Origin of the sequence: Acidovorax sp. Leaf160, from assembly GCF_001424265.1 — a bacterium.
In the GTDB taxonomy this organism is placed as follows: Bacteria; Pseudomonadota; Gammaproteobacteria; order Burkholderiales; family Burkholderiaceae_C; genus Paracidovorax.
Map to the genome: position 1 here is coordinate 156,007 of NZ_LMOV01000028.1, position 25,653 is coordinate 181,659.

Below are 25,653 nucleotides of genomic sequence, written 5' to 3' on the forward strand. Positions count from 1 at the left end.
CCCACGCGCCCAGCCGCCATGCCGCCCACTCCGCGCGCCGCGTCGCCCGAGCCGAAGCGGCCTGGGTGGGCAGGCCGCTTCGCCCGGTTGCGCCAGCAGCGCTGGTGGCCGTGGCTACTGACGGGCCTGACTGGCGGCTTCATCGGCTTCGTGCTCTATCTGCTGTGGCACCAGGGCAGCCGGGTGGATTGGGGATCGGTATGGCATTCGTTCCTGGCCCTGCCCCCCGCCGTGGTCGTGACCGCCGGGGCGCTGGCCTGGAGCAGCCATCTGCTCTACAGCACCTTCGACCTGTTCGGCCGCCACTACACCGGCCACGGCCTGACGATCGCCCGCACCATGGGCATCACGCTGATCGCCTACCCGTTCACACTGAACCTGGGCTCGGTCATTGGCGGGGTGAGTGCCCGCTACCGGCTGTATTCGCGCCAGGGCGTGGGCATCGCACACATCGGCCATATCGTGGGGCTTTCCATCCTCACCAACTGGCTGGGCTACTTCACGCTTGCAGGCGCCCTGTTCTGGGCGTGGACGCCCCAACTGCCGGAAGGCTGGGCGGTCGGGGCGCAGGAGCTGCGCTGGGCCGGCACGGGCCTGGCCTGCTTCGGCCTGGCCTATCTGGCGCTGTGCGCGTGGCGCCGGGGCGAACCGCTGGTGGTGCGCGGGCATGCCCTGCCCATGCCGCACTGGGCGGTCGGCCTGCTGCAGGTGGCAGTGTCGGCGCTCAACTGGGCCCTGATGGCCGCCGCGCTGTGGTGGCTGACCCAGCGGCAGGCGCCCTATCCGGCGGCGCTGGCCACCATCTTGCTGGGAGCCGTGGCCGGCGTCATCTCGCGCATTCCCGCCGGCCTGGGCGTGCTGGAAGCGGTGGGCACGGCCGTGCTGTCGGTCAACATGCCGGCGCCGCAGGCACTGGCGGCCGTGCTGGCTTACCGGGCGCTGTACTTCTTCGCGCCGCTGGGGATGGCCGCCCTGGCGTTCGCGGCCACCGAGCTCTGGTGGCGCCGCCGCGCCGCGCCCGGGGCGCTGCAGGAGACCATAGCAGCACCACCACCACCACCGCCACCACCAGCACCCGCACCAGCACCAGCGTCGGCGGCAGCGAACGGCACGAGGCCGTCCAGCCCCGCGCTGTGACAGGGCGCCACACCGCCTGCGCACAGGCATGATCGCGACATGCCCGGTCACCGCGAAACCCCGCCGCCCTCCTCCCCGTCTTCCCCGTCCTCCATCGCCATCCCGTCACGGGTCGGCCTCGCGGACGCCGCCGCTGCGCCGCCGCTGTCGGCGGCCCAGCAGCAGTTCAACACCCTGGTGGAGCGGATCGCCGAGGAGCGCGCGCAGCTCGACACCTGGAATACCGCCATCGCCGCCTACCAGCAGCGCTACGCCCGCGAGCTGCAGCCGCTGATCCGCGACTACCACGCCATCCATGTGGAGCTGGTGCAATGGCTGGACACCGAGGCCACCAGTCGCATGGGTCTGAGCAAATCGATGCAGCAGACAGCGGGCGAGGTCATCGCCAGCATGGCGGCCTACCTGGCCGACGGGGTGCTGGACGAAAACACTCGCGCCGCCATGCAGGCCCTGCACGCGCGCTACGGCCCCGAGCAGGGGCCCGCGCCGGCCCCGCCAGCGCCTTCGGCGGCCCCAGCCCCGGCCCCGCCATCCGACGCGCCCGGCGAGGACGCGGCGGCGGACGACGCCTCGCCCGAGGCGATCCTGGAGCGCGTGGAAGCGCAGATGCGTGCCGACCAGGCCCGCGTGGAGGCCGAGCGCCAGCGCCACCGGGCGCAGCGCGCCAGGAAGCCCACCGCCCGGGAGCGGCGCGAGCAGGAGGCGGCCCAGCAGGCCGGCCAGTCGGTCCGCTCGGTCTACCGGCAGCTGGCCAGCGCGCTGCACCCGGACCGCGAGCCCGACCCCGCGCAGCGCGACCGCAAGACAGCGCTGATGCAGCGGGTGAATCTGGCCTATGCCGCCGACAACCTGATGGATCTGCTGCAGTTGCAGCTGGAGGTGCAGCAGATCGACCCGGACCATCTCGCCCGGCTGGGCGAGGAACGCCTGGCGCACTACAACCAGGCGCTGGCCGCCCAATTGGCCGGGCTGCAGCGCGAGTTGCGCGCGATCCAGGACGACTTCAAGGGCCGCTTCGGCATGACGGCGCCCGGCCAGCTGTCGCCCCAGTCGCTGGACCGGCATGTGCGCGCGCAGGCGCAGCAGCTGCAGGAAGACATCGCCGACTGGCGGTTGCAGCGACGCGCGCTGGAGCACCCGGCCGAGCTGAAACGCTGGCTGAAGGCGCAAAGCGCGGCCTGGCGCGCCCGGTAAGTCGTCTGGAGCGCCGCAGCGTGCAGAAAACGCGCCCCTTCGGTATCATGGGCGCCCCGCGAAACTGCCACACGCCCGATAACCACGGGCCTGCACGCCATGATCCGTCTCTCAGAAATCAAGCTGCCGCTGGCCGCCTTGCCGGCCGACGCCGGTACCGCCGACTCCCCCGAAAACCCGCACGCCCACCCCGAGGCCGCCCTGCGCGCGCAGGCGGCCGCGCTGCTGGGCATCGCCACCAGTGCGCTGGCACGCCTGCACGTCCACAAGCGCAGCTTCGATGCGCGCAAGCCCGAGCTGCTGGCGGTCTATCTCCTCGACGTCACCCTGGCCGACCCGGCGCAGGAGGCCGCGCTGATGGCCCGTCATGCCGCCCACCCCCACATCCAGCCCACGCCCGACATGGCCTGGAAGCCCGTGGGCCAGGCCCCGGCGAACCTGGCGCACCGCCCGGTCGTCGTCGGCTTCGGGCCGTGCGGCATCTTCGCCGCGCTGGTACTGGCGCAGATGGGCTTTCGCCCGATCGTGCTGGAGCGGGGCAAGCCGGTGCGCGAACGCACCAAGGACACCTGGGGCCTGTGGCGCAAGCGCGCGCTGCATGCCGAATCCAACGTGCAGTTCGGCGAAGGCGGCGCCGGCACCTTCAGCGACGGCAAGCTCTACAGCCAGATCAAGGACCCGCGCCACCTGGGGCGCAAGGTGATGGAAGAATTCGTGCAGGCCGGCGCGCCGCCCGAGATCCTCTACGTCGCCCACCCGCACATCGGCACGTTCAAGCTGGTCAAGGTGGTGGAGACCCTGCGCGAGCAGATCATCGCCCTGGGCGGCGAGGTGCGCTTCGAGCAGCGCGTGACCGACGTGGTGGTCGAGACCGACTCCAGCGGCCAGCGCCATCTGCGCGGCCTGCAGGTGCTGGACCAGGCCACCGGCCAGTCGCACACCTTGCGCGCCGACCATGTGGTGATGGCGCTGGGGCACAGCTCGCGCGACACCTTCGCCATGCTGTACGACCGGGGCGTGCACATGGAAGCCAAGCCATTTTCGGTGGGCGTGCGCATCGAGCACCCGCAGGGGGTGATCGACCGCGCGCGCTGGGGCCGCCATGCCGGCCACCCGCTGCTGGGTGCGGCCGACTACAAGCTCGTGCACCACGCCAGCAACGGCCGCGCGGTCTACAGCTTCTGCATGTGCCCCGGCGGCACGGTCGTGGCCGCCACCAGCGAGCCCGGCCGCGTCGTCACCAACGGCATGAGCCAGTATTCGCGCAACGAGCGCAACGCCAACGCCGGCATGGTGGTGGCCATCGACCCGCGCGACTATCCGCGCGATGCCGATGCCTTCGCCGCGGCGCTGGGCGGCACGCATGGCGTCGAATCGCTGCCCCCCGGCCAGTCGCACCCGCTGGCCGGCATCGTGCTGCAGCGGCAGCTCGAATCCAACGCCTACCTGCTGGGCGGCAGCAGCTACAACGCGCCCGCGCAGCTGGTCGGCGACTTCCTTGCCGAGCGCGCCTCCACACAGCTGGGCAGCGTGGAGCCGTCGTACAAGCCGGGCGTGACGATGGTCGACCTGCGCGAGGCCCTGCCTGCCTATGCCACCGAGGCCATGCGCGAAGCCCTGCCGGCGTTCGGCCGCAAGATCCGGGGCTACGACATGCACGATGCCGTGCTGACCGGTGTGGAAACGCGCACGTCGTCGCCGCTCAAGATCGGCCGGGGCGAGAACCTGCAGAGCCTGAACACCGCCGGTCTCTATCCGGCGGGCGAAGGCGCCAGCTACGCGGGCGGCATCTTGTCGGCCGGGGTGGATGGCATCAAGGTGGGCGAGGCCGTGGCGCGCGCGCTGCTGGGCCAGGCGGCCTGACGCTTCGGCGCCGCGCGCCGCGCGCCGCCCGCTGCGGTACCGCCTGCTAGCCCGCGCGTTCCAGCATCGCCTGCAGCAGCACGTTGCAGCCGGCCTCGATGTGCGCGGGCTGGGCGTCCTCGATCTCGTTGTGGCTGATGCCGTCCTTGCAGGGGATGAAGATCATTCCTGCCGGGGCCAGCTTGGCCATGTACACCGCGTCGTGCCCGGCGCCGGACACGGCCGGCATGTGGCTGTAGCCCAGCCGGGCGGCGGCGCGGCCGACGGCCTCCACGCATTCGGCATGGAACTGCTGCGCGGGGTAGCTGGAGACGAGGTCGATCTGCACCTGCACGCCGTGTTCCTGGCCCACCTGCTCGGCCAGCGCCTTCACCTCGGCCGCCATGGCATCGACCAGCGCATCGGTGCTGTTGCGCAGGTCGATGCTGAACTTGACCCGCCCCGGAATGACGTTGCGGCTGTTGGGGAAGACCTGCACCATGCCCACGGTGCCCCGGCCATGCGGCGGGTGCCGGTGCGCGGCGGCGACCACGTCCTGCATGATGCGGGTGGCGGCCAGTAGGGCGTCCTTGCGCAGCGCCATGGGCGTGGGGCCGGCATGCGCTTCCATGCCCGTCACCGTGCAGTCGAACCAGCGGATGCCCAGCACGCCGCTGACCACGCCGATGGTCTTGTCGTTGTCCTCCAGCACCGGGCCCTGCTCGATGTGGGTCTCGAAATACGCGCCGATGGGGTGGTCGCCGGGCTCCTGCTCGCCGATGTAGCCGATGCGCTCCAGTTCGCCCCGGACGGTCTTGCCTTCGGTGTCGGTGGCGGCGTAGGCATGTTCCAGCGTGAAGGCCCCGGCGAACACGCCCGAGCCCATCATGACGGGCACGAAGCGCGAACCTTCCTCGTTGGTCCAGAACGCGACCTCGATGGGCGCCTCGGTCTCGATGCCGTGGTCATTGAGCGTGCGCACCACCTCGATGCCCGCCAGCACACCGTAGTTGCCGTCGAACTTGCCGCCGGTGGGCTGCGTGTCGATGTGGCTGCCGGTCATGATCGGCGGCAGGCTGTCGTTGCGGCCCGGGCGCCGCATGAAGCCATTGCCGATCTTGTCGATGGTGACCGACATGCCCGCCTCGCGCGCCCAGCGCGTGACCAGGTCGCGGCCCTGCTTGTCCAGGTCGGTGAGCGTGAGGCGGCACACGCCGCCCTTGGGCGTGGCGCCGATCTGCGCCAGCTCCATCAGCGAATTCCAGAGGCGCTCGCCGTTGATGCGCAGATGGCTGGTGTCTGTTTTCACTGTCGTGTCCATGGGGTTCTCCGGGATGTGGGGAAGAAAGCGTCGCGGCGCGCTGGCTGGTTCATTCCACCGTTGGGCTGAGCCTGTCGAAGCCTGCGCGCACGGGCAGCCGGTCAGCGCGCCACTGCCGTGGGCGCGAGGTCCTGCGTGCGGCGCTGCTGCGCCTGGAACTGCGGGCCGAAGGCCGGACGCCGCACGTAGCGGCCCGCGCCCGGCTCGGCACGCAGATCGCCTTGCGCGAACACCACCCGGCCCTGGCTGATGGTGTGGCTGGGAATGCCGCGCACGGTGCGTCCCTCGAAGATGTTGAAGTCGCCCTTGCTGTGCTGCGTCCTGGCCGAGAAGGTCTTGGTGCCCTCCGGGTCCCAGAGCACCAGGTCGGCATCGGCGCCCGCGCCCACGAAGCCCTTCCTCGGGTAGATGTTGAACAGCTTGGCGGCGTTGGCGGAGGTGATCGCCACGAACTCGGAGGGTGTCAGCCGCCCGGTGTTGACGCCGCCGTCCCAGATGGCCGCCATGCGCTCTTCCACGCCGCCCGTGCCGTTCGGGATCTTGGCGAAGTTGTCGCGCCCCATGGCCTTCTGCGCGGCGCAGAAGGTGCAGTGGTCGGTGGCCGTGGTGTGCAGCTGGCCCGACTGCAGGCCGCGCCACAGGGCCTCCTGGTGGCCTCCTGCGCGCGGGCGGAAGGGCGGGCTCATGACGTGGGCGGCGGCGGTGGCGAAGTCGGGGTCGCGGTAGACGCTGTCGTCCACCAGCAGGTGCCCCGCCAGCACCTCGCCGAACACGCGCTGGCCGCGCGCGCGGGCCCGGGCGATGGCTTCGGCGGCTTCGGCGCAGCTCACGTGCACCACGTAGATCGGCACGCCCAGCACGTCGGCGATGGCGATGGCGCGGTTGGCGGCTTCGGCCTCCACCATGGGCGGGCGGGCCAGCGGATGGCCTTCGGGGCCGGTGATGCCCATCTTGGCGACCTCCTGCTGCAGCAGGTAGACCAGCTCGCCGTTCTCGGCATGCACGGTGGGCATGGCGCCCAGCTCCAGCGCGCGCTTGAAGCTGTTCACCAGCGTTTCGTCGTCGCACATGATGGCGTTCTTGTAGGCCATGAAGTGCTTGAAGCTGTTGATGCCCTCCTGCTGCACCAGCGTGCCCATGTCGGTGCGGACCTGATCGCTCCACCAGGTGACGGCCACGTGGAAGCCGTAGTCGGCGGCCGATTTCTCGGCCCAGCCGCGCCACTGCCGGTAGGCCTCCATCAGCGGCTGCTGCGGGTCGGGGATGACGAAGTCGATGATGCTGGTGGTGCCGCCCGCCAGACCGGCCGCCGTGCCGGTGAAGAAGTCGTCCATGGTCACGGTGCCCATGAACGGCAGCTGCATGTGGGTGTGCGGATCGATGCCGCCGGGCAGCACGTACTGGCCGCTGGCGTCCAGCGTCTCGGCGCCAGCGGGCGCCTGTGCGGCGGCGCTCTCGCCCACCGCGGCGATGCGGCCGTCCACGCAGAGCACGTCGGCGCGCTCCTCGCGGTCAGCGTTCACCACGGTGCCGCCGCGGATCAGCAGGGCTTGCGAAGAAGTGGGTGTCATGGCTTGTCTCCTGGATTGGGGGGTTTCATGCGCGGCGCAGGGTGGCGCTGGCGGGGTGCGGCTGGCCCGCCATGCCCAGCCGGTACACCACGGCGGCGATGGCGAGGCCAATGAACCAGGCATAGGCGTAGATCTGCTTGAAGACCTCGCCCACGCCCGGGAAGGCGGCGGGGAACGCCGCGTTCAGAAAGCCCGGCACGTTGGGCGCCACGCCCAGCACGAAGGCCGCGACGGCCACCACGTTCCAGCCGTTGCGGTAGCGGTAGGGGCCCTCGTCGGCGTAGAGCGCCTTCACGTCCAGCTCGGTGCGGCGGATGAGGTAGTAGTCCACCATCAGGATGCCCGCCACCGGCCCCAGCAGCGCCGAATAGCCGATGAGCCAGGTGAAGATGTAGCCCTGGGTGGATTCGAGGACCTTCCACGGCATCATCGCGATGGCGATGCCCACGGTGATGTAGCCGCCCACGCGGTAGCTGATGCGCGAGGGGCTGAGCGCCGAGAAGTCGTAGGCCGGGCCGACGAGGTTGGCCGCCAGGTTCACGCTCACCGTGTCGATCAGCAGGATGATGAGCGCGATCAGCACGGCCGCGCCGGTCATGCGGCTGGCCAGGTCCACCGGGTCCCACAGCGCCTTGCCGTAGATCACCACCGTGGCGGAGGTGACGATCACCGCCAGCGCCGCCAGCAGGCCCATGGGCACGGGCAGGCCGATGGCCTGGCCCAACACCTGGTCGCGCTGCGACTTGGCGAAGCGGGTGAAGTCGGGAATGTTCAGCGCCAGCGTGGCCCAGAAGCCCACCATGGCGGTGAGCGACGGCCAGAACACGGCGTGGAACTGCCCCGCCTTCGGGCCGCCGGGCGCGAACTGGGAGGGTTGCTGCAGGATGGGGCCGAAGCCGCCGGCCTTGTCATACGCCCACCAGAGCAGCACGAAGCAGATCACGATCTTGATGGGGGCCGTCCAGGTCTCCAGCTTGCGGATCGACTCGATGCCGTGCACCACGAAGTAGAACTGGATCGCCCAGAAAAGCAGGAAGCAGACGAGCTGGCCGAGGTTGATCCCGAGGCCGGCGATCTTGTCGCCCTCCAGCGGGTGGCCCAGCAGCACGCCGGCCAGCGTGTAGATCATCATGCCGCCGAACCAGGTCTGGATGCCGTACCAGCCGCAGGCCACCAGGGCCCGCAGCAGCGCCGGCAGCTTGGCGCCGCGCGTGCCGAACGAGGACCGCGCCAGCACGGCATACGGAATGCCGTGCTTGGCGCCGGCATGGCCGATGAGCAGCATGGGCACCAGCACGATCAGATTGCCCAGGAACACCGTGCCGACCGCCTGGCCCCAGGACATCCCACTCTCGATCAGGCTGGCCGCCAGGGTGTAGGCGGGAATGCACATCACCATGCCCACCCACAGGGCGGCGAAGTGGTACCAGCGCCAGGTGCGCTGGTGCGCCTGCGTGGGCGCGAGGTCCTCGTTCCATAGTTCGCTGTGGGAGCCGGGGGGTTGCGAGACATTCATGGCGTGTTCTCCGGGACGTTGCGGGCAGGGGGGCTGAAAGGGTCCGGGCCGTGGTCGGCGCGGGACGCAGGCCGACAAGCAAGGCTCAGGCCGCGATGCGCTGCGGGTTGTTCGGGTGGGTGGTCCAGTTGGCGTATTCGCCCGTCACCGTGCGGCCGGTGCGCGCATCGACCTCGCCGGGCGCCAGGCTGCGCATGCTGATGCACTCGGGTACCGGGCAGATCGAGGCGCAGAGGTTGCAGCCCACGCATTCCGCCTCGTTCACCTCGAAGCGGCGCACGCCGCCCTGCTTGTCGAAGGTGATGGCCTGGTGGGATGTGTCTTCGCACACCACATGGCAGCGGCCGCAGCCGATGCAGGCGTCCTGGTCGATCACGGCTTTTTCGATGTGGTTCAGGTCCAGATGCTTCCAGTCCTTGACGGTGGGCACCGCCTGGCCGCGGAAGTCGTCGATGCGGTCGTAGCCGTGCGCGTCCATGAAGTTGGAGAGGCCATCGCACAGGTCCTGCACGATCTTGAAGCCATAGACCATGGCGGCGGTGCATACCTGCACGGTGCCGCAGCCCAGCGCGATGTATTCGGCCGCATCGCGCCAGGTGGTGATGCCGCCGATGCCGCTGATGGGCAGGCCGGCGGTCTGCGCATCGCGCGCGATCTCGGCCACCATGTTCAGCGCGATGGGCTTGACGGCCGGGCCGCAGTAGCCGCCGTGCGAGCCCCAGCCGCCAATGTGGGGGCTCATGGCCATGCGCTCCAGGTCCACCCCCATGACGGAGTTGATGGTGTTGATGAGCGACACCGCATCGGCCCCGCCCGCCTTGGCCGCGCGCGCGGGCTGGCGCACGTCGGTGATGTTGGGGGTGAGCTTCACGATCACCGGCAGGCGGCTGTACTGCTTGCACCAGGCCGTCACCATCTGGATGTATTCGGGCACCTGGCCCACGGCCGCGCCCATGCCGCGCTCGCTCATGCCGTGCGGGCAGCCGAAGTTCAGCTCGATGCCGTCGGCGCCCGTGTCCTCCACCATCGGCAGGATGCGCTTCCAGCTCTCCTCCACGCAGGGCACCATCAGCGAGACGATCATGGCGCGGTCGGGCCAGGCGCGCTTGACGCGGCGGATCTCCTCCAGGTTCACGGCCAGCGGCCGGTCGGTGATGAGTTCGATGTTGTTGAGCCCGATCACGCGCCGGTCCTGCGACATGAGCGTGGCATAGCGCGGGCCGTTGACGTTGACCACGTGCGGGTCTTCGCCCAGGGTCTTCCAGACCACGCCGCCCCAGCCGGCCTCGAAGGCCCGGGTGACGTTGACCTCCTTGTCGGTGGGCGGCGCCGAGGCGAGCCAGAAGGGGTTGGGGCTGCGGATGCCGAGGAATTCGCTGCGGATGTCTGCCATGGGATTGCTCCGGTAGATGCGATGTCGCTTGAGGAAGAACAGGCCGTCGTCTCAGCCCGGCAGTGCCGCGCTGATCGAGCGCGCCGCCACCTTGCCGTGCTCCACGGCCTCCACCGTGAGGTCGCGCCCGCCGGCACGGCAGTCGCCGCCGGCCCACACGCGGGGCACGCTGGTGCGGCCTTCCGCGTCCGTGGCGATGCGGCCGGCCTGCAGTGCGATGGCCGCGCCGGCATGCTCTTGCAGGTAGCTCTGGCCGATGGCCTTGAGCACCATGTCGGCTTCCAGCGTGAAGGTTTCGCCCGTTGCGGCCAGCCGGCCCGTGGCATCCAGCGCCGTCGCGGCGAAGCGCATGCCGCGCACCCTGCCGTCCTCGCTCAGCAGTTCCTGCGGCGCGGCCCAGTGGCGGATCGTGACGCCGTTGGTCTGCGCCCACTGCTGCTCGACCGCAGAGGCCGACATGCCTTCCGGCCCGCGGCGATAGACGATGGTGACCTGCTCGGCACCCAGCTTGCGCGCCTGCACGGCCGCATCCACGGCCGTCATGCCCCCACCGATCACCACCACGCGCCGGCCCACCGGCACGGCCGACAGGTCTTCGGCCTGGCGGATGTCGGCGATGAAATCCACCGCATTGCGCAGGCCCTGCACCTGCGGCTCGGCGATGCCGAGGGCGTTCACGCCCGCCAGCCCCAGGCCGAGGAACACGGCGTCATAGGCCTGCAGCAGGCCGTCGACGGTGATGTCGCGGCCCAGCACCTGCCGGCAGCGCACCTCGATGCCGCCGATGGACAGCAGCCATTCGACCTCCTTCTGCGCGAAGCCGCCGGTGGTCTTGTAGCTGGCGAGGCCGTATTCGTTCAGCCCACCGAGCTTGGGCCGGGCGTCGAACAGCACCACGTCGTTCCCGCGCAGGGCCAGGCCGTGCGCGCAAGCCAGCCCGGCCGGCCCGGCCCCCACCACCGCCACGCGCCGGCCGGTGGGCGCGGCCCGGGTGAAGAGCGGCGCCCCCGGCTGCGCGAAGTACGCATCGGTGGCATGGCGCTGCAGCGCGCCGATCTCCACCGCCTTGTCGTCGTGCGCGTTGCGCACGCAGGCTTCTTCGCACAGCACCTCCGTCGGGCAGACCCGTGCGCACATGCCGCCCAGCGGGTTGGCCTCCAGGATGGCACGCGCCGCGCCGCGCTCGTTGCCCTGGGCGATGCGGTGGATGAAGGAGGGAATGTCGATGCCCGTGGGACAGGCCGTGGCGCAGGGCGCATCGAAGCAGTAGTAGCAGCGTTCGGCTTCCACCAGCGCCTGCGGGCGGGTGAGCGGCGGGTGCGCGTCGCTGAAATTCACGGCGTAATCGGCCAGGTTCAGGCGTGCGGCATGCACGCCGCAGGCACGGCTTGCGGTCGTTTCCATCGGATTGTCTCCAGCAGGGGTCAGTCGTGGGGGATGCGCGAGCGCGGTCGCGCAGCAGGGAGACCCGAACGTTTTCGGCGCGGCATGGTGCATGCGCAGGCGACAAACCCGGCGCACATCGGTGCGAACTGCGGAGATTTCATCGGGGCCTCACGGGGTGTGGCAGGTGTCATCGGCGATGCCGGCGCCCTGCCTGTGGGTCAATTTACCGCCTGGTAAATATTTACCAATCGGTAAAAACCCATCTGCAAGCCCCATGCCAGACAAAGCCCGGCGCATTCACCCCACAATGGTGCGATGAGCCGCCCCCCGTCCACCCGACGCCCAGTCCCTGTGCAGAAGCGCACCGCGCCAGACAATCCGCCCGCAGCCATGCGCCAGCCCAGCGCCGCCCGGCTGAAGAAGGAGCAGTCCATCCTGCTGGAAGCCGAAAGCCAGTTCGCCCAGTTCGGTTTCGAAGGCGCCTCGCTCGAAGGCATCGCTGCGGCCGCGCACATCAGCCGCCACAACCTGCTCTATTACTTTCCGAGCAAGGAAGCGCTCTATCTGCGCGTGCTCGACGACGTGCTGACCCAGTGGCTGTCGGGCATGGAGGCGATGTCGCACGGCGACGATCCGCAGACGGCGCTGCGCCAGTACATCCGCGCCAAGCTGCGCTCGTCGCTGGAGCGGCCGAATGCCGCCAAGGTGTTTGCCAAGGAAGTGATCGCCGGCGCCCCGCGCTATGCCGAGGTGATCGCGCGGCGCGTCGGGCCGGTGCTGAAGAACGACGTCCGCACCTTCGAGCGCTGGGCCGGCGAAGGCCGCATCGCGCGCGTGAACTTCACGCACCTGATGTTCATCATCTGGTCGGTGACCCAGGCCTATGCCGACCAGCAGACCCAGTTCGCCCTGCTGCTGGGCAAGCCCGCGCTGACCGAACGCGACTACGACCATGCAGAGACGCTGCTCTGCCACCTGGTGCTCAAAGGGCTGGAATCTCCCCCCTCGGGCGCCTGACCGGCTGCGGGGACGGGGGCCTCCCAGCAGTTCGCCCCTGCAGCCGGCCGAGCGCCGAGCCGGTCAGCGGTATGCCCAGTGCCCCGGCCGCATATGCCAGCCGCCCGCGCCCGGCTCCCACCGGTGCGGCACCCAGACCCAGCCTGCCCGCGGCGGTGCCGCCCAGTGGCCGGGCCGCCAGACGTAGCGGCCGCCGCCCCATTCCCAGAAGCCGCCGACCCAGACATGCGTGGGAGAGGGCGCCACGGTGATGGTTTCCACGTACGGTGCGGGCGGTGCCATCGGCGCGACGACGACGGGCCCCTCTTCCACCACCACATGCCGCGCGGGTGGCGCCACCACGCAGCCCGACAGCGCAGCGGCCGCCAGGACGGCGGCAGCACCCGCCAGGCGAACGCGTTTTCGATCCGGGGTGAAACGCATGTCAACGCTCCATTCAGTCCATGATGAGATGGAGATTCAACGCCATGCGGCGCTGGCCGGCGCACGGGCCTGCTGTAAAGAAAGGCAAAGCCCATCGAAGCAGCGCGAAGCCAGAGCAGACGAGGGGCGCCCCCCTGCCCGCATGGCGGCGGCAGCTGTCCGCCCGTCAGCGCAGCGCAGCCAGGGGCTGCGCCTCCGGCAGGCGGAAGGCCGCCACCAGGTCGGCCAGTTGCTGGGCCTGCACCCGCAGCCCCTGCGCGGCGGCGGACGACTCCTCCACCAGCGCCGCGTTCTGCTGCGTCATCTGGTCGAGCTGGTTCACCGCCTCGCCCACCTGGCCCAGGCCGGTGCTCTGCTCGCGGGTGGCGGTGCTGATCTCGCCGATGATGGTGGCCACCTGCTGCACCGACTGCACGATCTCGCCCATGGTGCCGCCGGCCGCATGGGCCAGCTTCGTGCCCTCGTCCACCTCGCGCACGCTCTCGGAAATGAGGCTGCCGATTTCCTTGGCGGCCGTCGCGCTGCGCTGCGCCAGGCTGCGCACCTCGCCGGCCACCACCGCGAAGCCCCGGCCCTGCTCCCCTGCGCGCGCGGCTTCCACCGCTGCGTTCAGCGCCAGGATGTTGGTCTGGAAGGCGATGCCGTCGATGACGCTGGTGATGTCGGCGATCTTGCGGGAGGACTGGGAGATGCCGTTCATCGTGCCCACGACCCGTTGCACGGCGTCGCGCCCACGCTGCGCCACCTCGCTGGCGGACGTGGCGAGGCCGGTCGCCTGCTGGGCCGCGTCGGCGCTGTGCCGCACGGTGGAGAGGATCTCCTCCATGCTGGCGGCGATCTCCTCCAGATTGGAGGCGGTCTGCTCGGTCCGGGCCGACAGATCGCTGTTGCCCGCGGCGATCTCCGCACTGGCGCCCGCCACCGAGGTGCTGGCCTGGCGCATGCCAACCACCAGCTGCGCGAGCCGCGCCTGCATGGCGTCCAGCCGGCCCAGCAGCGCGCGCACTTCGTCGCGGTTGCCGGGCGGCACGGCCGGCACGGCGGAGGTCAGATCGCCTTCGGCAATGCGGTCGGCCACGGTGGATGCGTGCGCCAGCGGCCGCAGCAGGGAGCGCGACAGCAGCACCGCGCACACCAGGCTCAGCAGCAGGCCCAGGGCCGAGCCGCCCACCAGCAGCGCGGTGCCCTGGCGCGCGCTGGCGGCCGCGGCTTCCCGGGCCTGCGCCACGCGTTGGCGCTGCAGCTCGGCCATGGCGTTCACCGCGCCGGCGTAGCGGTCGGCCGCCGGGCGCAGCTGCTGGCCCACGGAGTCGGGCGGCAGCGCCTCGCCCGCCTGGCGGCGCTTGACCAGCTCGTCGCGCGCTGCACGGAAGGCATTGCCCGCGGCGTCGATGGCGTCGAAGAGCCGCTCGGATTGCGGATCGGCCGCCAGCACGTCCAGCCGCTTGCGCACCTCGGCGGACCGCGCGGACGTGATCTTGCGATCCGCATCCACCCGCGCGGTGTAGACCGGGTTGTCGCCCGCCTCCAGCAGGGATTCCGCCCGGGCCGAACTGAGCACCACGATGGCGTGCAGCTCCTGCGCCAGCAGGGCGCGCTCGGCCGACTCGCCGCCCAGTTCGTCCGCGATGGCCTGCAGGTTGGTCAGCCGCCACACGCCGACGCCGGCTGCGAGGGAAGTGACGAGGCAGATGATGCCGAATGCCCATGCAAGACGGGCGGAGAGGCGGGCTTGGAGCAGGTTCATGGCAGGCCGGAGTCGAAAGCTGGGAGACGCACCCACGCCCTGCCGGCGCGCGATCGCCGCACGGGGCGCTGGGATCTCACCCTTCTTATCGGCACGTGCTGCGGCGACTTGAACCGTCGCCTGCCCGCGCGCGGTGGCCGGCCGGCCGGCCGGACGCTGCAGCGCCCCACCCCGCTCTGGCCTGCCCCGCTGGTCAGTCCGGCTTCACGCCTGCCGTCTGGATCACCTTGGCCCACTTGGTGGTCTCGGCCGCGATGAAGGCGTCGCACTCCCGGGGCGTGGAGCCCTCGGGGAAGGTGCCCATGGTCTGCTCCATGCGCCGGCTCACCTCGGGGCTGCGGACGATGCGCGCCACCTCTTCGGACATGCGCTGCACGATGTCCGGTGGCGTGCCGGCGGGCGCCAGCATCGCCGCCCAGGTGCTGCCCACCAGCGCCGGAAAGCCCAGCTCTGCGAAGGTGGGCACGTCGGGCAGCGCGGGCAGGCGCTTGTCGCTGGCCACGCCGATGAGGCGGATCTTGCCGGCCTTGGCGGGCTGGATCAGGTTGGGCGGCGGGTCCAGGAACAGCGGCACCTGCCCGCCCATCAGGTCGGCCAGCGCGGGCGATGCGCCCTTGTACGGCACGTGCACCATCTCGACACCGGTCACCATGCGCATCAGCTCCGAGGTGAGGTGCGCGGCCGAGCCGTTGCCGGACGAGGCATAGCTGATCTTGCCCGGGTTGGCGCGGCCATAGGCCACCAGTTCGGCCATGGTCTTGAAGGGCGCGTTCATGGACACGGCCGCCACCAGCGGCGACACCCCCATCAGCGAGACGCCCGTCAGGTCTTTCTGCGGATCGTAGGGCAGCTTGGGGTAGAGCGTGGTGTTGGCCGCGTAGGCGGCGATGAACACGCCGAAGGTGTAGCCGTCCGGCGCGGCCTTGGCCACCGCATCGACACCGATGATGCTGTTGGCGCCGGGCTTGTTGTCCACCACCACCGGCTGGCCCAGGCGCTGCTGCAGCCCGACCTGCAGCAGCCGCGCCATCTGGTCGGTGAAGCCGCCCGCCGTATAGGGCACGACGATGCGGATCGGCTTGGCGGGCCAGGCGGCCTGCGCGTGGCTGGACGCCAGCGGCAGCAGGGCGCCGGCCGCGGCGGCGGAGCCGGCCTGCAGGAAGTGGCGCCGGGAGGAAAGGGATGGCATGGCTTGTCGTCTCCTGTCTTTTAGTGGTTCAGCGCTGGCGGCTCAGGTGCGGTAGCTCGGGTCGATCCGGTCCAGCCGGCGCAGCAGGCCGGGCCAGGCCAGGCCGGCGCCCTTGCCCTTGGTGACCTGGCGCGACTGCTGCACCGAAGTGGCGATGATCTCGCCCGGAATCTGGGTGAGCGCGCCGCCGCCGGCCTGCGCCAGGATCTGGATGCGGCAGGCCGATTCCAGCGTGTACATGGCCAGCAGCGCCTCCGGCACGCCACGCCCGCAGGTCAGCAGGCCGTGGTTGCGCAGGATCATGCTGTTGCGATGGCCCAGGTCGGCCACGAGGCGGGGGCGCTCGTCGTCGTTCAGCGCCACGCCTTCGTAGCCGTGGTAGGCCAGGCTCGCCAACGGGAAGATCGACTGCTGCGAGATGGGCAGCAGCCCGCCTTCCTGCGCCGACACGGCCACGCCGTACTGCGTATGGGTGTGCAGCACGCACTGCACCTCCGGCCGCGCTTCGTGGATGGCGCTGTGGATCAGGAAACCGGCCGGGTTCACGTCGTATTCCGTCGCCATGACGGGCTCGCCGTGGTGGTCCACCTTCACCAGGCTGGAGGCCGTGATCTCGTCGAACAGCATGCCATAGGGGTTGATCAGGAACTGGTCCCCCTGGCCCGGCACGCGCGCGGAGATGTGCGTGAAGATCAGGTCGTCCCAGCCGAAGTGGGCCACCAGCCGGTAGGCTGCGGCCAGCTCGACGCGGGTCTGCCATTCCTCGGGCGTGACCTGGGCGCGAACGGCCGAGGCGGCGGCGGTGTCGGTGTCGGTGTCGGTGATGGGTGCGTTGATGGCGTTCATCGAAATCTTCCTTCCAGAAAGTGAAGCGGCGCGATGCCGAACGAGGCCGGCCCTGCGGTCAGATCCGGCTGACCATCTCCGGCACGGCGGTGAACAGATCCGCCTCCAGCCCATAGTCGGCCACGCTGAAGATCGGAGCCTCGGCGTCCTTGTTGATCGCCACGATCACCTTSGARTCCTTCATGCCCGCCAGATGCTGGATCGCCCCGGAGATGCCCGCCGCGATGTAGAGCTGCGGGGCCACGATCTTGCCCGTCTGGCCCACCTGCCAATCGTTCGGGGCGTAGCCCGCATCCACCGCCGCGCGGCTCGCGCCAATCGCCGCGCCCAGCTTGTCGAGGAAGCCCAGGGCGAGCTGCCCGAGGCGCCCTTCCTGCGCCTGCTNTGGAATAGCCACGGGTCTGGGCCAGCGCCAGGGTTTCCTGGTTCACGCCCTGGCGGAGATGCCCGCCGCGATGTAGAGCTGCGGGGCCACGATCTTGCCCGTCTGGCCCACCTGCCAATCGTTCGGGGCGTAGCCCGCATCCACCGCCGCGCGGCTCGCGCCAATCGCCGCGCCCAGCTTGTCGGCCAGCGGCGTCATGACTTCGTTGAACTTCTCGGCGCTGCCCAGCGCCCGGCCGCCCGAGACGATGATCTTGGCCGCCGTCAGCTCGGGCCGGTCGTTCTTGGTGACTTCGCGGCCGACGAACCGGGCTTTGCCGGAGTCGGCCACGGCGTCCGTCTTTTCCACGGCAGCGCTGCCGCCCGTGGCAGCGGCGGCATCGAAGCCGGTGGTGCGCACGGTGATGACCTTCACGCTGTCGCTGCTTTGCACGGTGGCGATGGCGTTGCCCGCGTAGATGGGGYGCTCGAAGGTGTCGGCGCTCACCACGGCGGTGATGTCGCTGATCTGCGCGACGTCGAGCTGGGCGGCGACGCGGGGCGCCACGTTCTTGCCGCCGGCGGTGGCGGGAAAGAGGATGTGGCTGTAGTTGCCCGCGATGGCCAGTACCTGGGAAGCGATGTTCTCGGCGAGGCCGTCTTTGAGGCTGTCGCCGTCGGCCTGGATCACCTTGGCGACGCCTGCGATCTGGGCGGCGGCTTGTGCGGCGGCGTCGGCGCCCTGGCCGGCCACGAGGATGTGGACTTCGCCGCCGCAGGCGGCTGCGGCGGTGACGGTGTTGAGGGTGGCGGGCTTGATGCCGGCGTTGTCGTGTTCTGCAATGACGAGTGCGGTCATGTCGTGTGTTCCTTGTCTCGTTCGGTTCAGATGACCTTGGCTTCGTTCTTGAGCTTGTCSACCAAAGCGGCGACGTCGGGCACCTTGACACCGGCGCCGCGCTTGGCGGGCTCGGCCACCTTCAAGGTCTTCAGGCGCGGCTTGACGTCSACGCCCAGGTCTTCGGGCTTGACGGTGTCGAGCTGCTTTTTCTTGGCCTTCATGATGTTGGGCAGCGTGACGTAGCGCGGCTCGTTCAGGCGCAGGTCGGTGGTGATGACGGCGGGCAGCGTGAGCGCGAGGGTCTCCAGGCCGCCATCGACTTCGCGGGTGACGTTCACCRCCTCGCCCGTGGCTTCGACCTTGGAGGCGAAGGTGGCCTGCGGCAGGCCGGCCAGGGCCGCGAGCATCTGGCCRGTCTGGTTGGAGTCGTCGTCGATGGCCTGCTTGCCGAGGATGACGAGCTGGGGTTGCTCCTTGTCCAYCAGGGCYTTCAGGAGCTTGGCGACGGCCAGCGGCTGCAGCTCTTCGGASGTTTCCACCAGGATGCCCCGGTCCGCGCCGATGGCCATGGCGGTGCGCAGGGTTTCCTGGCACTTGGCGTCGCCGCAGCTCACGGCGATGACTTCGGTCGCCACGCCCTTTTCCTTCAGCCGCACGGCTTCTTCCACCGCGATCTCGTCGAAGGGGTTCATGCTCATCTTGACGTTGGCGATGTCCACGCCCGTGCCGTCCGACTTCACGCGGACCTTCACGTTGTAGTCCACCACTGCAGCTCTTCGGACGTTTCCACCAGGATGCCCCGGTCCGCGCCGATGGCCATGGCGGTGCGCAGCGTTTCCTGGCACTTGGCGTCGCCGCAGCTCACGGCGATGACTTCCGTGGCCACGCCCTTTTCCTTCAGCCGCACGGCCTCTTCCACCGCGATCTCGTCGAAGGGGTTCATGCTCATCTTGACGTTGGCGATGTCCACGCCCGTGCCGTCCGACTTCACGCGGACCTTCACGTTGTAGTCCACCACTCGCTTGACCGGGACCAGGATTTTCATGGGATGACCTTTTGCTGGGAAAAAAGAGAAAGGGAGAGGGTGTGAAGGCGAATGACGGGGAGCGCTGCGGGCTCAGTCCGTGGTGATGCCCTTGTCGCGGATCACCTGGCCCCATTTCGCATAGTCCTGCTGGATGCGGCGTTCCATGCCGGCGGGGTTCTGGAAGTTGGCGATGGCGCCCGCGTTGAGCAGCTTGTCCTGCGTGGCCTTGTCGGCCAGGATCTGCTGCACCTCCGTCGCCAGGCGGTCGATCACCGGCTTGGGCGTGCCGCGCGGCGCCAGCAGGCCGCCCCACGACACGGCGTCGTACCCCTTGAAGCCTTGCTCGGCGATGGTCGGCACGTCCGGCAGCATGGCGACCCGCTGCGGCGAGCCCACGGCGATCGCGCGCAGCTTGCCCGCCTGGATGTGCGGCAGCGCCGCGACCAGATCGGCGTACATGACCGGCACCTGGCCTCCCAGCGTGTCGGTGATGGCGGGCACGCCCCCCTTGTAGGGCACGTGCTGCATCTCGAACTGGCCCATCTGCTTGAGCAATTCCATGCTCAGGTGGCCGAAGCTGCCGGTGCCCGAGCTGGTGTAGTTCAGCGACGTCTTCTGCTCCTTGGCGGTGGCGATGAGCTGGCGCAGGTCCTTCACCTGCGGCAGCAGCGTGGGGTTGACCACCACCACGATGGGCAGGTCATACACGGTGGCCACGGGGGCGAAGTCCTTGGTCGTGTCGTAGCCGGCCTTCTTGTAGAGGTGGGGCGCCAGCAGCGTGGGCGTGGCCAGCATCACCAGCGTGTAGCCGTCGGCATCGGACTTGGCGACCTGGGCGGCTGCGATGGAACCCGATGCGCCGGGCCGGTTCTCGACCAGCACCGGCTGCTTGAGCCGCTCCCCCAGTTGCTGGCCGATGATGCGCGATGCCGTGTCGGTCGGGCCGCCCGGTGGAAAGGGCACCACCAGCTTGATCACCTTGGTGGGCCATGCGGGCGACGGCGACGGCGCTGCCGGCTGGGCGTGGGCACCGCCGACGACGACATGCGCGGCGGCCAGCGCCAGCAGCGTTCGGCGGGTGGTGCGGACCAGCGGTGCGGCGGGGAAGAAACGAGGCATGGAAGGCGATCTCCGTGGATTGAGGAAAGACAGGCAGGTCAACAAAAAATCGGGGGGAAGGAACGGGAATATCGCGGGGTGCGGGGCGGCGAAGCGCCAGAGCCCCGCGCCGGCCGGACGCCATGCGCCCGGCCGAAGTCACGGCGGCGGGGGCTCAGTCGAGCTTGGCGCCGGCTGCGTCGACCAGCGCCTTCCAGACCGGCATGTCGCGGCGGTAGTTGGCCTGGAAGGCCTCGGGGGTGTTCATCACCGGCATGAAGCCGGCGCCCCGGATGCGCTCCAGCAGCTTGGGGTCGCGGGCGATCTCGCGCAGGTGGCCCTGCAGCACGTCCATCACGTCCTTGGGCAGGTTCGCCGGGCCGCCCATGGCGACCCAGCCGAAGACGGCGTAGGCGTCGTCGGTCACGCCCTGCTCGTGGATGGTGGCGAGCTGCGGCAGGATGTCCATGCGCTGCAGGCCCGTTACGCCGATGGCCTTGAGGCGGCCCGAATCGATGAAGGGCTTGGTGTTCTGCGCGCTGGAGAAGCACAGCTGCAACTGGCCGCCGATCAGGTCCTGGATCATCGGCGCCTCGCCCTTGTAGGCGACGTGGGCCATGTCGGCGTCCTGCGTCTTGCTCATGTAGGCGCCGCCCAGGTGCGCGTACGAACCCACGCCCCAGGAACCGTACGACACCTTGCCCCGGTTCGCCTTCACATAGGCCAGCAGCTCCTTCATGTTGCTGGCGGGCACCGAGGGGTGCACCACCAGCGTGACGGGCGCGGCCGCGACCTGCGTGATCAGCGTCAGGTCCTTCTGCGGGTCGTAGGGCAGCTTGGTGTAGAGGAACTGGTTGATCAGCATCGAGGTGCTGAGCGACAGCAGCAGGGTGTAGCCGTCGGGCGCGGCCTTGGCGACGGCGTCGGTGCCCAGGATGCCGGCGGCGCCGCCCCGGTTGTCCACCACCACCGGCTGGCCCACGCGCTGCGACAGCGCCTCGCCCACGCTGCGGGCGATGATGTCGGTCGCCCCGCCCGCGTTGAAGGGAACGATGAGCCGGATGGGCTTGGCCGGCCAGGCCGCCTTGGCCGGCTGGGCCGAGGCGGAACCCAGCCAGCTGCCGCCGCCGAGGGCGGCCAGGCCGCACAGCACGGTGCGGCGATCGAATCGGGAACCTGTCATGGTCTTGTCTCCTGAGGTGTCGTCACGAAAGAAACCGGCCCCGGCGCGCCGTCTGTGCGGCTTGGCTTTCCACCGGGCCGGTGGCGGGAATCGATCAGGCAGCGGGCGGCGCCTCCGGCAGGGTCAGCACGCCGCGCTGCTGCAGCTGCTGCAGCTGCTCGTCGCTCATCTGCAGCAGGCGCTGCAGCACCTCGCGCGTGCCCTCGCCCAGCGTGGGCGGTGCATGGCGGATGGGCAGCCGCTGGCCGTTCAGCCGATACGGCGGCGCGAACACGGGCGTGGTGCCCACCACCGGGTGCGGCATGTCCTGCAGCAGGCCGCCGCGGCGGGTGCGCTCGCTGGTCAGCGCCTCGTGCAGGCCGGCCACCTTGCCGCAGGGAATGCCGCAGGCCGTCATGCGTTCGAGCAGCACATCGCGCGGCAGGCTGCGGATCAGCTCCGTGAGCATGGGCCCGATGACCAGCCGGTTCTTGGCGCGCTCCACGTTGGTGGCGAAACGCGGGTCTTCCACGATGTCGGGCCGCTCGATCACCTGGCGGCAGAACTTGTCGAACTGGCTGTTGTTGCCCACCGCGATGATGAGCGGGCCGTCGGCCGCCTCGAACATGCCGTAGGGCACGATGGACGGGTGCGCGTTGCCGTAGCGCTGCGGGTCGTGGCCCAGCTGCATGGCGTCGAGCCCGTAGTAGCCCGTCACCATCAGGCCGCAGTCGTAGAGCGCCATCTCGATCAGGCGCCCCCGGCCCGTGCGGCTGCGCTGGAACAATGCGGCCAGCACCGCCTGCGCGGCGTACATGCCGGTCATCAGGTCCACCACGGCCACGCCGAACTTGAGCGGCGGCTGCGCGGCTTCGCCGTTGAGCGCCATCAGCCCTGCCTCGCCCTGGATCACCAGGTCGTAGCCCGGACGCTTGGCCTCGGGGCCGGTCACGTCGTAGCCGGCCACGGCGCAGTAGATCAGGTCCGGCTTGAGGGCCTTGAGCTGCTCGTAGCCCAGGCCCAGCTTCTCGGCGCCGCCGGTCTTGAAGTTGTGGATCACCACGTCGAACTGCGGCAGCAGTTCGTGCACGATCTTCGCGCCCTCGGGGCTCTGCAGGTCCAGCGTGATCGACCGCTTGTTGCGGTTCATGCTGTTGTAGTAGGTGGTCTCGGTCTTGCCGATGCGCATGCCCCAGTCGCGCGTGTCGTCGCCGCGGCCGGGGTGCTCCACCTTCACCACCTCGGCGCCGAAGTCGGCCAGCACCTGGCCGCAGAGCGGGCCGGCGAAGACCCGGGAAAGGTCCAGCACGCGCACGCCCTCCAGCGGAAAGTCGATGCCGTCGGATGGCGGAACCGGGGTCGGGCTCGGGGTTGGGGTCGGGTTCATGTTCTGGGTCTCCTTGATGGCGGGTGGGTCGCGGCAGGCGTCAGGCCTGCGGGCGGCGCAGCTGGGCGAAGTCGGGGCTGCGCTTGGCAAGGAAGGCGCCGATGCCTTCCTGGGACTCCGCGGTCGCCTGCGACAGCACCATGTACTGCGCCTCCATATCCAGCTGCTCTTCCAGCGTGTGGTGCGGCGCCTGGCGGCACAGGTGCTTGATGCGCGCCATGGCCTGGTCCGGGCCGGCCGCGACCTGCCGCGCCAGCACCAGGGCCTGGGCCAGGGCTTCGCCCGGCTCGGCCAGGCGGTTGACGGGCCCCAGCTGCGCCAGCCGCTCGCCACTCAGGCGCTCGCCGGTCAGGCACAGCTCGGTCAGCACATGGCGCGACACGAATTCGGCCAGGAAGGCCGTGGCCCCGCCGTCGGGCGTGAGGCCCACCTTCACGTAGGCCACGGAGAACACCGCGTTCCTCGCGGCGACGAGCATGTCGCAGGCCAGCGCCAGCGAGAGGCCCGCCCCGGCCGCCGCGCCTTCGACGGCCGCGATGACGGGCTTGGGGCAGTCGCGCACCGCCCGCACCAGGCCGTGCAGGCCCTCCAGCTTGGCGCGGCGCTCCTCCACGGGCAGCTCGCGCCGCCTGGCGAGCTGGTTCAGGTTGCCGCCCGAGCAGAAATGCCCGCCCTCGCCCGTGAGCACGATGGCGCCCACGGAGGCGTCCGCCGCGGCATCGGCCAGGGCCTGCGCCAGCGCGGCATAGAACTCCGGCGACAGCGCGTTGCGCGTGGCCGGATCGTTGTTGCTCAGCACCAGAACGGCGGCTTCGCGGCGAACGAGGAGCGGCGCGTCCATGGCTCAGCCCTCCTGCGCCAGGGCCATGAAGCGGCCCAGGTGATGGTCTTCGTCGCCGAACTGGTGGTCGATCAGCACCAGGCGCTTGGCGTAGTGCGACAGCGGCAGCTCCCAGGTCATGCCGATGCCGCCATGCAGCTGGATGCTTTCCTCGGCCACCAGCGCGCCCACGTAGCCGGCCGTGTACTTGGCCGCCGACAGCATCTTCTGGCGTGCCACGCCTTGCGCGTTGTCGATCGCATCGGCCGCGTTGATGACGGCCGAGCGCATCTGCTCCACCTCCAGCAGCAGGTCGGCCATGCGGTGCTGCAGCGCCTGGAAGGTGCCGATCACCACGCCGAACTGCTTGCGCGTCTGCAGGTATTCCAGCGTGCTCTGCTTGGCGACGTCCATGGCGCCCAGCGCCTCGGCCGCCAGTGCCAGCAGCGCATAGCCCTGGATGTGCTCCAGCACCCCGTGGCCCTGCCCTTCCTGGCCCAGCAGCGCATCGGCGCCCACCTGCACATCGGTGAACGCGAGCTCGGCCGCGCGGCCGCCGTCGATGCGGCCATAGCCCCGGCGGGCGATGCCGGCGGCCTGGCCGTTCACCAGGAACAGGCTGATGCCCGACGCGTCGAAAGCGTTGCCGGACGTGCGGGCCGACACCAGCAGCAGGTCGGCCTTCTCGCCGAAGGCCACCACCGACTTGGCGCCGTTCAGCGTCCAGCCCGAGGCGTTCCTCGTGGCCGTCGCCGCCACGTTGGCCAGCTCGTAATGGCTTCCGGGCTCGTCATGCGCCAGGGCGGCGAGGGTGCCGCCGGCGACGATGTCTTCCAGCCGCTGCTTCTGCGCATCGTTGCCCGCAGCGATCAGCGCCTGGCCCACCACCAGGGCCCCCAGCAGCGGCTCGGCCACCAGGCCGCGGCCCAGCGCCTCGAACACCACGCTGATGTCGAAGCCCGAGCCGCCAAAGCCGCCGACGGCCTCGGGAAACAGCGCGCCGATGGCGCCCAGCTCGGCGAACTGGGCATACAGCGCCGGGCTGTGGCCCTCGTCGCCATAGGCGATCTGGTTGCGGTGCTCGATGCCGTATTGCTCGGCCACGAAGCGGTTCAAGGTGTCCGCCAGCATGCGGCGGTCTTCGGTGTGGACAAAGTTCATGGCAGCAACCTCACAGGCCCAAAATCATTTTCGAAATGATGTTTTTCTGGATTTCGTTGGAGCCGCCGAAGATCGACAGCTTGCGGTAGTTGAAGTAGCTGGCCGCGGCCGTGGCGGCTTCCGCCGGGCCCACGGGCGCATCGGAATAGCCTTCGTACTGGGCCTCTTCGATGAACGGTGCGGCATGCACGCCCATCGCACGGCGGATCAGCGAAAGGATCTCCTGGCGGATCTCGGTGCCGCGGATCTTGAGCATGGAGCTTTCGGCGCCCGGCACGCCGCCACCGGCCACGGCGGCGATCACGCGCAGGTTGGTGGTCTTCATGTTCTCCAGGTCGATCTCCACGCGCGCCAGGCGCGCCCCGAACAGCGGGTCCTGCGCGATCGGCCTGCCGTTCCTGTACACCTTGTCGGCAATGACCTTGAGCTTGGCCAGCGCCGCGATGCAAAAGCCCACGCCGGCGATGCCGGTGCGCTCGTAGGTCAGCAGGTACTTGGCATAGGTCCAGCCCTTGTTCTCCTCGCCCACCAGGTTCTCGACCGGCACGCGCACGTCGGTGAAGAACACTTCGTTGACCTCGCGGTCGCCGTCCAGCGTCCGGATGGGGCGCAGTTCGACGCCCGGGCTGTTCATGTCCACCAGCAGAAAGCTGATGCCCGCCTGGGCCTTGGCCTCGCGCTGGGTGCGCACCAGGCAGAAGATCATGTTGGCGTGCTGGCCCTGGGTGGTCCAGGTCTTCTGGCCGTTGACGATGTAGTGGTCGCCGTCCCGCACGGCCGTGGTCTTGACCGAGGCCAGGTCCGAGCCCGCGCCCGGCTCGGAATAGCCCTGGCACCACCAGTCCTCGCCGCTCAGGATGCGCGGCAGCCAGTAAGCCTTCTGCTGCTCGTTGCCGTACTTGATCAGCACCGGGCCCAGCATGTTCACGCCGAAGGGCACGATGCGCGGCCCGCCGGCCAGCGCGCATTCGGTGTCGAAGATGAACTTCTCGACCGCGCCCCAGCCCGGGCCGCCGTAGGCCTCGGGCCAGTGGTTGGCCAGCCAGCCGCGCGCGTTGAGGATGGCGTGCCACTCCTCCTGGTCGGCCTTGGTGAGGCGCTGCCCGGCCTTCACCTTGCTGGCGATGCGCGCGGGGAGGTGGTCCTTCAGGAAGGTCTGGACTTCGGCGCGGAAGGCCTCTTCCCGGGGGGTGAATTGCAGATCCATGGCGT

Annotated in this window: 21 protein-coding genes and 2 pseudogenes; 4 read left to right on the forward strand and 19 right to left on the reverse strand. The window is 69.9% G+C overall.

Annotation, left to right across the window (positions count from 1 at the left end; all coding sequences use genetic code 11):
* Nucleotides 1-18: 18 nt before the first annotated feature.
* The 3 genes from ASF94_RS19085 to ASF94_RS19095 all read left to right on the forward strand — a co-directional run bounded on the left by ASF94_RS19085 (nt 19) and on the right by ASF94_RS19095 (nt 4,194).
* The gene (locus tag ASF94_RS19085) at nt 19-1,137 is read left to right on the forward strand and encodes a YbhN family protein (RefSeq protein WP_082493437.1); all 1,119 of its coding nucleotides are present in this window, start codon (nt 19-21) and stop codon (nt 1,135-1,137) included.
* Between the two features lie 39 nt (nt 1,138-1,176).
* Nucleotides 1,177-2,331, forward strand: coding sequence for a hypothetical protein (locus ASF94_RS19090; RefSeq protein ID WP_056670265.1), 1,155 nt, complete (start codon nt 1,177-1,179; stop codon nt 2,329-2,331).
* Between the two features lie 99 nt (nt 2,332-2,430).
* Complete coding sequence (locus tag ASF94_RS19095) at nt 2,431-4,194, forward strand: NAD(P)/FAD-dependent oxidoreductase (protein ID WP_056670268.1); 1,764 nt, start codon at nt 2,431-2,433, stop codon at nt 4,192-4,194.
* A 46-nt stretch (nt 4,195-4,240) separates the two neighbouring features.
* Here ASF94_RS19095 and ASF94_RS19100 read toward each other — a convergent pair whose 3' ends face one another.
* From ASF94_RS19100 to ASF94_RS19120, 5 genes are all read right to left on the reverse strand, one after another.
* Nucleotides 4,241-5,494 (reverse strand): Zn-dependent hydrolase, encoded by a 1,254-nt coding sequence (locus tag ASF94_RS19100; RefSeq protein WP_056670271.1) that lies wholly within the window; start codon nt 5,492-5,494, stop codon nt 4,241-4,243.
* A gap of 101 nt (nt 5,495-5,595) precedes the next feature.
* On the reverse strand, nt 5,596-7,065 hold the full coding sequence (gene hydA, locus ASF94_RS19105) for a dihydropyrimidinase (protein WP_056670274.1): 1,470 nt from the start codon (nt 7,063-7,065) through the stop codon (nt 5,596-5,598).
* Between the two features lie 25 nt (nt 7,066-7,090).
* Nucleotides 7,091-8,581 carry an NCS1 family nucleobase:cation symporter-1 gene (locus ASF94_RS19110; protein WP_056670277.1) on the reverse strand — a complete coding sequence of 497 codons (1,491 nt, stop codon included), beginning with the start codon at nt 8,579-8,581 and terminating at the stop codon, nt 7,091-7,093.
* Between the two features lie 85 nt (nt 8,582-8,666).
* Complete coding sequence (gene preA, locus ASF94_RS19115; RefSeq protein WP_056670280.1) at nt 8,667-9,974, reverse strand: NAD-dependent dihydropyrimidine dehydrogenase subunit PreA; 1,308 nt, start codon at nt 9,972-9,974, stop codon at nt 8,667-8,669.
* A gap of 51 nt (nt 9,975-10,025) precedes the next feature.
* Complete coding sequence (locus ASF94_RS19120) at nt 10,026-11,378, reverse strand: NAD(P)-dependent oxidoreductase (protein ID WP_056670283.1); 1,353 nt, start codon at nt 11,376-11,378, stop codon at nt 10,026-10,028.
* A 297-nt stretch (nt 11,379-11,675) separates the two neighbouring features.
* Between ASF94_RS19120 and ASF94_RS19125 the strand changes: the two genes are divergently transcribed.
* The gene (locus ASF94_RS19125; protein WP_082493423.1) at nt 11,676-12,377 is read left to right on the forward strand and encodes a TetR family transcriptional regulator C-terminal domain-containing protein; all 702 of its coding nucleotides are present in this window, start codon (nt 11,676-11,678) and stop codon (nt 12,375-12,377) included.
* Nucleotides 12,378-12,440: 63 nt separating this feature from the next.
* Here ASF94_RS19125 and ASF94_RS19130 read toward each other — a convergent pair whose 3' ends face one another.
* The 14 genes and pseudogenes from ASF94_RS19130 to ASF94_RS19195 all read right to left on the reverse strand — a co-directional run bounded on the left by ASF94_RS19130 (nt 12,441) and on the right by ASF94_RS19195 (nt 25,648).
* A complete protein-coding gene (locus tag ASF94_RS19130) occupies nt 12,441-12,800 on the reverse strand; it encodes a YXWGXW repeat-containing protein (protein WP_056670288.1) in 360 nt (119 codons plus the stop codon).
* Between the two features lie 166 nt (nt 12,801-12,966).
* A complete protein-coding gene (locus tag ASF94_RS19135; RefSeq protein WP_056670290.1) occupies nt 12,967-14,547 on the reverse strand; it encodes a methyl-accepting chemotaxis protein in 1,581 nt (526 codons plus the stop codon).
* A gap of 193 nt (nt 14,548-14,740) precedes the next feature.
* A complete protein-coding gene (locus ASF94_RS19140) occupies nt 14,741-15,736 on the reverse strand; it encodes a tripartite tricarboxylate transporter substrate binding protein (protein ID WP_056670292.1) in 996 nt (331 codons plus the stop codon).
* Nucleotides 15,737-15,778: 42 nt separating this feature from the next.
* Nucleotides 15,779-16,582, reverse strand: a complete 804-nt coding sequence (locus tag ASF94_RS19145) for a class II aldolase/adducin family protein (RefSeq protein WP_056670295.1) — start codon at nt 16,580-16,582, stop codon at nt 15,779-15,781.
* Between the two features lie 58 nt (nt 16,583-16,640).
* Nucleotides 16,641-16,966 (reverse strand): electron transfer flavoprotein subunit alpha/FixB family protein (locus ASF94_RS19150; RefSeq protein WP_235505434.1); only part of this gene is annotated, 326 nt, incomplete at its 5' end.
* Between the two features lie 67 nt (nt 16,967-17,033).
* Nucleotides 17,034-17,804 (reverse strand): annotated as a pseudogene (locus ASF94_RS19155) (electron transfer flavoprotein subunit alpha/FixB family protein); the annotation flags it as partial.
* Nucleotides 17,805-17,830: 26 nt separating this feature from the next.
* Entirely contained in the window at nt 17,831-18,553 is a 723-nt protein-coding gene (locus ASF94_RS19160) for an electron transfer flavoprotein subunit beta/FixA family protein (RefSeq protein WP_056670301.1), read from the reverse strand.
* Between the two features lie 9 nt (nt 18,554-18,562).
* Nucleotides 18,563-18,831: pseudogene (locus ASF94_RS19165) on the reverse strand (electron transfer flavoprotein subunit beta/FixA family protein); the annotation flags it as partial.
* Nucleotides 18,832-18,903: 72 nt separating this feature from the next.
* Entirely contained in the window at nt 18,904-19,932 is a 1,029-nt protein-coding gene (locus ASF94_RS19170; protein ID WP_056670303.1) for a tripartite tricarboxylate transporter substrate binding protein, read from the reverse strand.
* Nucleotides 19,933-20,086: 154 nt separating this feature from the next.
* On the reverse strand, nt 20,087-21,094 hold the full coding sequence (locus tag ASF94_RS19175; RefSeq protein WP_056670306.1) for a tripartite tricarboxylate transporter substrate binding protein: 1,008 nt from the start codon (nt 21,092-21,094) through the stop codon (nt 20,087-20,089).
* Nucleotides 21,095-21,188: 94 nt separating this feature from the next.
* The gene (locus ASF94_RS19180; protein WP_056670309.1) at nt 21,189-22,460 is read right to left on the reverse strand and encodes a CaiB/BaiF CoA-transferase family protein; all 1,272 of its coding nucleotides are present in this window, start codon (nt 22,458-22,460) and stop codon (nt 21,189-21,191) included.
* 40 nt (nt 22,461-22,500) lie between these two features.
* A complete protein-coding gene (locus tag ASF94_RS19185; RefSeq protein WP_056670312.1) occupies nt 22,501-23,301 on the reverse strand; it encodes an oxepin-CoA hydrolase, alternative type in 801 nt (266 codons plus the stop codon).
* A 3-nt stretch (nt 23,302-23,304) separates the two neighbouring features.
* Nucleotides 23,305-24,441 (reverse strand): acyl-CoA dehydrogenase family protein, encoded by a 1,137-nt coding sequence (locus ASF94_RS19190; protein ID WP_056670315.1) that lies wholly within the window; start codon nt 24,439-24,441, stop codon nt 23,305-23,307.
* A 10-nt stretch (nt 24,442-24,451) separates the two neighbouring features.
* A complete protein-coding gene (locus tag ASF94_RS19195) occupies nt 24,452-25,648 on the reverse strand; it encodes an acyl-CoA dehydrogenase family protein (RefSeq protein ID WP_056670319.1) in 1,197 nt (398 codons plus the stop codon).
* Between the last annotated feature and the right edge of the window lie 5 nt (nt 25,649-25,653).

Bases quoted from the DNA above. Each gene is read 5' to 3' on its own strand.
- ASF94_RS19190 (WP_056670315.1), bottom strand. From the start codon at position 24,441: ATGAACTTTGTCCACACCGAAGACCGCCGCATGCTGGCGGACACCTTG.
- ASF94_RS19175 (WP_056670306.1), bottom strand. From the start codon at position 21,094: ATGACAGGTTCCCGATTCGATCGCCGCACCGTGCTGTGCGGCCTGGCC.
- preA (WP_056670280.1), bottom strand. From the start codon at position 9,974: ATGGCAGACATCCGCAGCGAATTCCTCGGCATCCGCAGCCCCAACCCC.
- ASF94_RS19145 (WP_056670295.1), bottom strand. From the start codon at position 16,582: ATGAACGCCATCAACGCACCCATCACCGACACCGACACCGACACCGCC.
- ASF94_RS19170 (WP_056670303.1), bottom strand. From the start codon at position 19,932: ATGCCTCGTTTCTTCCCCGCCGCACCGCTGGTCCGCACCACCCGCCGA.
- hydA (WP_056670274.1), bottom strand. From the start codon at position 7,065: ATGACACCCACTTCTTCGCAAGCCCTGCTGATCCGCGGCGGCACCGTG.
- ASF94_RS19090 (WP_056670265.1), top strand. From the start codon at position 1,177: ATGCCCGGTCACCGCGAAACCCCGCCGCCCTCCTCCCCGTCTTCCCCG.
- ASF94_RS19185 (WP_056670312.1), bottom strand. From the start codon at position 23,301: ATGGACGCGCCGCTCCTCGTTCGCCGCGAAGCCGCCGTTCTGGTGCTG.
- ASF94_RS19125 (WP_082493423.1), top strand. From the start codon at position 11,676: ATGAGCCGCCCCCCGTCCACCCGACGCCCAGTCCCTGTGCAGAAGCGC.
- ASF94_RS19195 (WP_056670319.1), bottom strand. From the start codon at position 25,648: ATGGATCTGCAATTCACCCCCCGGGAAGAGGCCTTCCGCGCCGAAGTC.
- ASF94_RS19095 (WP_056670268.1), top strand. From the start codon at position 2,431: ATGATCCGTCTCTCAGAAATCAAGCTGCCGCTGGCCGCCTTGCCGGCC.
- ASF94_RS19085 (WP_082493437.1), top strand. From the start codon at position 19: ATGCCGCCCACTCCGCGCGCCGCGTCGCCCGAGCCGAAGCGGCCTGGG.
- ASF94_RS19130 (WP_056670288.1), bottom strand. From the start codon at position 12,800: ATGCGTTTCACCCCGGATCGAAAACGCGTTCGCCTGGCGGGTGCTGCC.
- ASF94_RS19180 (WP_056670309.1), bottom strand. From the start codon at position 22,460: ATGAACCCGACCCCAACCCCGAGCCCGACCCCGGTTCCGCCATCCGAC.
- ASF94_RS19135 (WP_056670290.1), bottom strand. From the start codon at position 14,547: ATGAACCTGCTCCAAGCCCGCCTCTCCGCCCGTCTTGCATGGGCATTC.
- ASF94_RS19110 (WP_056670277.1), bottom strand. From the start codon at position 8,581: ATGAATGTCTCGCAACCCCCCGGCTCCCACAGCGAACTATGGAACGAG.
- ASF94_RS19100 (WP_056670271.1), bottom strand. From the start codon at position 5,494: ATGGACACGACAGTGAAAACAGACACCAGCCATCTGCGCATCAACGGC.
- ASF94_RS19140 (WP_056670292.1), bottom strand. From the start codon at position 15,736: ATGCCATCCCTTTCCTCCCGGCGCCACTTCCTGCAGGCCGGCTCCGCC.
- ASF94_RS19120 (WP_056670283.1), bottom strand. From the start codon at position 11,378: ATGGAAACGACCGCAAGCCGTGCCTGCGGCGTGCATGCCGCACGCCTG.